Annotated in this window: 8 protein-coding genes; 5 read left to right on the top strand and 3 right to left on the bottom strand. The window is 64.5% G+C overall.

Translation table 11 applies throughout. From position 1 onward, the window contains the following. The 3 genes from AC1DJT_RS34230 to AC1DJT_RS34220 all read left to right on the top strand — a co-directional run. Window positions 1-258 (top strand): TRAP transporter large permease subunit (locus tag AC1DJT_RS34230; protein ID WP_476835822.1); only part of this gene is annotated, 258 nt, incomplete at its 5' end. Window positions 259-293: 35 nt separating this feature from the next. Then, window positions 294-1,280 (top strand): TRAP transporter substrate-binding protein, encoded by a 987-nt coding sequence (locus AC1DJT_RS34225; protein ID WP_476835821.1) that lies wholly within the window; start codon window positions 294-296, stop codon window positions 1,278-1,280. A 96-nt stretch (window positions 1,281-1,376) separates the two neighbouring features. Continuing rightward, window positions 1,377-1,934, top strand: a complete 558-nt coding sequence (locus AC1DJT_RS34220; RefSeq protein WP_441489475.1) for a winged helix DNA-binding protein — start codon at window positions 1,377-1,379, stop codon at window positions 1,932-1,934. An 81-nt stretch (window positions 1,935-2,015) separates the two neighbouring features. Here AC1DJT_RS34220 and AC1DJT_RS34215 read toward each other — a convergent pair whose 3' ends face one another. Beyond that, complete coding sequence (locus AC1DJT_RS34215) at window positions 2,016-2,636, bottom strand: NAD(P)H-dependent oxidoreductase (RefSeq protein ID WP_476770335.1); 621 nt, start codon at window positions 2,634-2,636, stop codon at window positions 2,016-2,018. Window positions 2,637-2,715: 79 nt separating this feature from the next. On the opposite strand from AC1DJT_RS34215, the gene AC1DJT_RS34210 reads away from it, so the two are divergent. Next, window positions 2,716-3,366: a TetR/AcrR family transcriptional regulator gene (locus tag AC1DJT_RS34210; protein WP_441505211.1), complete on the top strand. Its 651-nt coding sequence runs from the start codon at window positions 2,716-2,718 to the stop codon at window positions 3,364-3,366. Between the two features lie 336 nt (window positions 3,367-3,702). On the opposite strand, the gene AC1DJT_RS34205 is transcribed toward AC1DJT_RS34210, so the two are convergent. Continuing rightward, the gene (locus AC1DJT_RS34205; RefSeq protein ID WP_441505210.1) at window positions 3,703-4,245 is read right to left on the bottom strand and encodes an SRPBCC family protein; all 543 of its coding nucleotides are present in this window, start codon (window positions 4,243-4,245) and stop codon (window positions 3,703-3,705) included. Between the two features lie 11 nt (window positions 4,246-4,256). Then, on the bottom strand, window positions 4,257-4,583 hold the full coding sequence (locus AC1DJT_RS34200; RefSeq protein ID WP_069879656.1) for an ArsR/SmtB family transcription factor: 327 nt from the start codon (window positions 4,581-4,583) through the stop codon (window positions 4,257-4,259). A gap of 155 nt (window positions 4,584-4,738) precedes the next feature. On the opposite strand from AC1DJT_RS34200, the gene AC1DJT_RS34195 reads away from it, so the two are divergent. Then, the coding region (locus AC1DJT_RS34195; protein ID WP_476835820.1) for a DMT family transporter at window positions 4,739-5,222 on the top strand (484 nt) is incomplete at its 3' end.

The following is a 5,222-nucleotide window of genomic DNA, read 5'->3' as shown; positions in this document are numbered from 1 at the left end:
GTCCTGCCCATGGTCAAGGAAGCCGGCTTCGATCTGGTCTGGTTCGGCGTCTATCTCGTGATCCATGTCGAGATGGCGCAGATCACCCCGCCCGTCGGCTTCAACCTCTTCGTGCTTCAGAACATGAGCGGCAAGGACACGATGACGGTTGCCCGAGCGGCATTCCCGTTCTTCATTCTGCTCAATGTCGCCGTCCTGATCATCACGACCTTTCCGCAGATCGTGCTTTTCTTGCCCAAGCTCGCTTTTCCTGACTGAGTTCACAACGAAGCAACAAGAGAGGGACCAGCATCATGATCAACCGCAGACGCCTTGCCGCCGCCTTCGCATTCGGCGTCGGTGCTTTCGCACTCGCAGCCCCCGCGTCGGCGCAGACAAAGTGGAACCTGCCCGCCGCCTACCCCACCGACAATCCCCACACAGAGAATCTGGTCGCCTTCGCCAAGGATGTGGAGGCAGCAACCGGCGGCAAGCTTCAGATCACCGTCCATGGCGGTGCCTCGCTGTTCAAGGCGCCCGAGATCAAGCGGGCAGTGCAGAGCGGGCAGGCCCAGATGGGCGAGGTCCTGCTCTCGATCCATGAGAACGAGGATGCCCTGTTCGGCATCGACGTGGTGCCCTTCCTGGCCACGAGCTTCGCCKACTCCATGAAGCTCTACAAGGCGTCGAAGCCGGCGATCGAGAAGAAGCTCGACGCCCAGGGCCTCAAGCTGCTCTTCATGGTGCCGTGGGCGCCGCAGGGCGTTTACGCCAAGAAGGAGCTGAACACGATCGACGACATGAAGGGGCTGAAATGGCGCTCCTACAATGTCGGAACCGCGCGGCTCGGCGAAATGCTCGGCATGCAGTCGGTGACGATCCAGGCGGCAGAACTGCCGCAGGCGCTCGCCACCGGCGTGGTCAATTCCTTCATGTCGTCGGGCGGCACCGGCTATGATTCCAAGGCCTGGGAATCCCTGACGCATTTCTACGACGTCCAGGCCTGGATCCCGAAGGATGCCACCTTCGTCAACAAGGCGGCCTTCGCCGCACTCGACAAGCCGACCCAGGACGCCATCCTCAAGGCGTCTGCCGCAGCCGAGGAGCGCGGCTGGAAGGCCTGGGAGGCCAAGACCGGCTGGTATCTTGACCAGCTCAAGTCCAAGGGCATGAAGGTGCAGGCGCCGAGCACGGAACTCGCCGCAGGCTTCAAGAAGGCCGGCGAAACCCTGACCTCCGACTGGCTGAAGAAGGCCGGTGCCGACGGCCAGGCCGTGATCGACGCCTACAAGAAGATGTAAGCCCGACCGGCCCGATCCCTCACGAACGGCCGCTTCGTGCGGCCGTTCGCACGTCCGGCGCCACGACGGCTGCCTTGCATGAGAGCGCCAGAGACGATGTCCACATCGGCACCCCCGCCCCCGAAACCACCGGCTGAGCTGGCCGACGCGCTGCTCGGCCCGATCGTCTCGTCGGGCCACCTGGCCTCGGGCGCGATGCCGGCGCTCTCCGAGTTCGAGTTCGCGCTCAGCATGACGGTGCACGCCTTCCAGCGCTGGATGCTCCGCGCCATGACCTCGGCCGGCATTCCAGACCTCACGCCGGTGGACGTGCTCGTGCTGCACAACGTCAACCACCGCGGCAAGCCAAAACGCCTCGCCGATATCTGCCTCGTCCTCAATATCGAGGACACCTATGTCGTGAACTACGCACTCAAGAAGCTTGAGCGGCTCAAGCTGATCAAGAGCGGGCGCAAGGGCAAGGAAAAGACCGTCGCAATCACCCCGGCGGGCGAGGATGCCTGCCGGCGCTACGCCCAGATCCGCGAGCAGCTCCTGGTCAAATCCGTGCTGGCGCTCGGCATGGATCCGGTGCGCCTCTCGGAAATCGCAGCGACCATGCGCTCGCTGTCAGGCCAGTACGACCAGGCCGCGCGGGCCGCGGCCAGCCTGTAGGCGCGTGCCGAGTCGGGGGAAACAGTCGCGAACGCCCCTGGAATGGTGAAGATCGTCGCCAGGCAGCGGCCTGCTACGCCGTCATGCAGCCACTTGTGCGGCGGTAGGTCGGAAGGCTTTGAAGAGAGTGCCGCCAATGGCGCGCGCCGCCGCCAGATGCTTGGCCGGATCATCCTGCCCCGAACCAAGCAGGAGCTCGGACGTCACGACAGGGGCGCCGCAATAATCGAAGATTCCGTGGTCGATCTGGGTCTTCATCGCACCGAAATATCCGTGTCGGGCATAGGTTCGCAGGCTGGCGCCACCGATGGCGACCAGATGGACCGGGAGATGGCCGAGCCTCTTCACCATCGGTTTATCCGGGCCTTCGTCATAGGCCCATCCATTGGCGAAGACGCGATCGATCCAGCCCTTGAGAAGCGCCGGCATCGACCACCAATAGACGGGATAGACCAGGACAAGGGCATCGGCGCGATCGATCCGCACCTGCTCGGCGGCAATGTCAGCCGGCAGCAGCACCTCGCGACGGTGCACTGCGAGATCGGCCTCGGTGAAGCGTGGATCGAAACCTTCGGCCGCGAGATCGGCGATTTCGAAGGAATTGCCCGGCCCGGACAGGGACACTCCCTCCCCGACATGCCCAGCGACGCCATGACTGAGCGACTCACGATCAGGATGGGCGACGACAATGAGCGCGTGCATTTCAAGAACTCCGGCTGAGTGATTGCGGGGGGAACCCKAGTGATATATACTTTTAGTAAGTTACTTTTGGTATATAAACATGTCAAGTGCCGGACCGAACGATCACCCACCTGCTCTGCCGCCGCGTCGCCGCCTGGCGAGGGAAGACCGCTATCGCCAGCTTCTGGATGTCGCGTGGCGGCTGATCCGGGAGGAGGGAACGGAGGCACTGACGCTGGGGCGGCTAGCCGAGCGGTCAGGGGTGACAAAACCCGTCGTCTACGACCATTTCGGCACACGCAGCGGGCTGCTGGCAGCGCTTTACCAGGAGTTCGACGCGCGCCAGACAGCACTCATGGATGCCGCGCTCGACGCGAGCGAACCGACCTTGGCAGGCAGGGCAGCGGTCATCGCGTCATCCTATGTCGACTGCGTGCTCCTCCAGGGTCGTGAGATCCCTGGCGTGATCGCGGCGCTTGCCGGCGCGCCCGAGCTCGCAAAGCTCAAGCGCGATTACGAAGCGATCTTCATGGGGAAGTGCCGAGCCGCGCTCGCGCCCTTCGCCGGCTCCGGTACGATTGCTCCAGCGGGCCTCTGGGCGCTGCTCGGTTCAGCCGAGGCCCTGTCTTCTGCCGCCGCGGCGGGAGACATCACGGCCGCGCAGGCTCAGGACGAGCTCTTCGAGACGATCGTCGCAATGGTTGCCAGAAGCACGCGCGGCGGTTCTCCGTCGGGCGCCGGAGGCATGTGAAATCGCGCAACGACCGCCCGCCGCGTCTCAGAAGCTGAGCCTGGCCTGGAGCTGGCCGCCAAGGCGGTTGGGGCGCGCCGGATAGGCTGAGATAGCCGGCAACCGCCAGTCCGTCGATCTGACCGGCCATCGTCGAGCCGCAGGCCGAACGCGCTTTGCGACGAGTACGGTCGCTGGACCTCGATCAAGCTCGCAATGTACGCCGACACACACCGCGAAGCGGATCGGGCGCGGCCAGCGTCCTTGTCGGGCGCGGCCAGCGTCCTTGCCGGGCGCGGGCCGCGCCGCCTCGAGAGCGGCCCGCGCCCGGCACGCCGGCGGCATGAGGCCCCCGCCCTACTCCGGCAGGCTCGCAAAGAGTGCGGCGTACTCACTCTCGAGCTTCGCCTGCCGGGACCAGAAGCCACGCGGCGTCTGCCCCGCAAGCTGGTCCTCGAGCAGGCCGAGATGCATGTGCCAGCCGCCGGAGACATTCGTCATCGCAGCCTTGTCGGCGAGCTTGCGATGGGTCAGCACCAGCAGCACCTTGCCATCCCTTGGACTGAGCTCGAAGGTGACCTCCGAGAGGGGATTGCCGTCCCCGTCCCAGGTGAAGGCAAGCGCATGTGGCGGCTCGCAGCGGGTGATCGTCCCGGTCGCGAGAAATCCCTTGTCATTCACCTCGCGATAGCGCTCGGGCGGCGGCTCATCGGTGATCTCCGAATGCTTGAACAGAAGCTTCGTCTCACCGCCGACGCGCAGGTCGAAATCACCAGAGGCCAACCAGGTGCCGCGCTTGCCGGACTCCGCCAGATAGGCCCAGACGCGTTCGACCGGCCCCGGCAGGAGGCGCTCGAACCGCACCGCGCCACTTTCAAGAACAGTGCCGTACTCACTCATCCGTCTCTCCCTCATGCATCCTTCTCTCCCTCATGACTGTCGGCTTGCGCCAGTTTCTGCCCCAATATGTCGAGTCGCGAGCCCCAGAAGCCGCGAACCTTCTTCACCCAGAGATCGAATGCATCGAGCCCGTCAGGATCGAGCCGGTAGATGCGACGCTGGCCGCTGACTTCGACCCTGACGAGGCCCGCCTCCTTCAGCACCTTCAGATGCTGCGAGATCGCCGGCGCGCTGATGCTGAACCGCGCTGTGATCTCACCGGCCGCCAGGGCACCTTCACCGAGCATCTCGATGATGCGGCGGCGCGTCGGGTCGGCGAGAGCGATGAAGCGGTCCATGCATCATTAATTAGCTAACCACTTAATTAAGTCAATAATTAAATTAATGCCCCCTCTGCCCTGGGCGCACAACCCCTGCGCGTGGCACCACTTGCCTCGCGGAGCGCGAAAGGCGACAGGAAACGCCCACACGATAGGTATTCCTGCAGACCACCATGCCCACCAAAAACGCCACCTTGACCGGCATCACCATGATGCTGCTCGGCATCCTGCTGTTCTCCGTGAATGACGTGCTGGGGAAATGGCTGGTCGCAACCTATACGGTCGGCCAGGTGGTGCTGCTGCGCAGCGTCGCGGCGCTGATCGTGATCGCCCCGTTCGTGGTGAAGCAGGGCATTGGTCGCACATTGCGCCCGGAGCGGCCGTGGCTGCAGGTGCTGCGCGTGACGCTTGGCTCCTGCGAAGTCGCGCTGTTTTACTGGGCGGTATCCTACCTGCCTTTGGCCGACACCATGACACTCTGGCTCGCCGCTCCAGTCTGGGCGGTGATCCTGGCTGCGCTGCTGCTCGGAGAACGCGTCGATGCCGGGCGCTGGCTCGCCGTCGTCGTCGGCTTCATCGGTGTCGCCGTTGCATTGAACCCGTCCGGCCAGAGCCTGACCCTTCCGGCCATCATCGCGCTCGTCGGCAGCGTCTCCT

This window comes from Allobosea sp. 05T422_2 (assembly GCF_056396265.1).
This window is presented reverse-complemented; position numbering and strand designations above follow the sequence as displayed.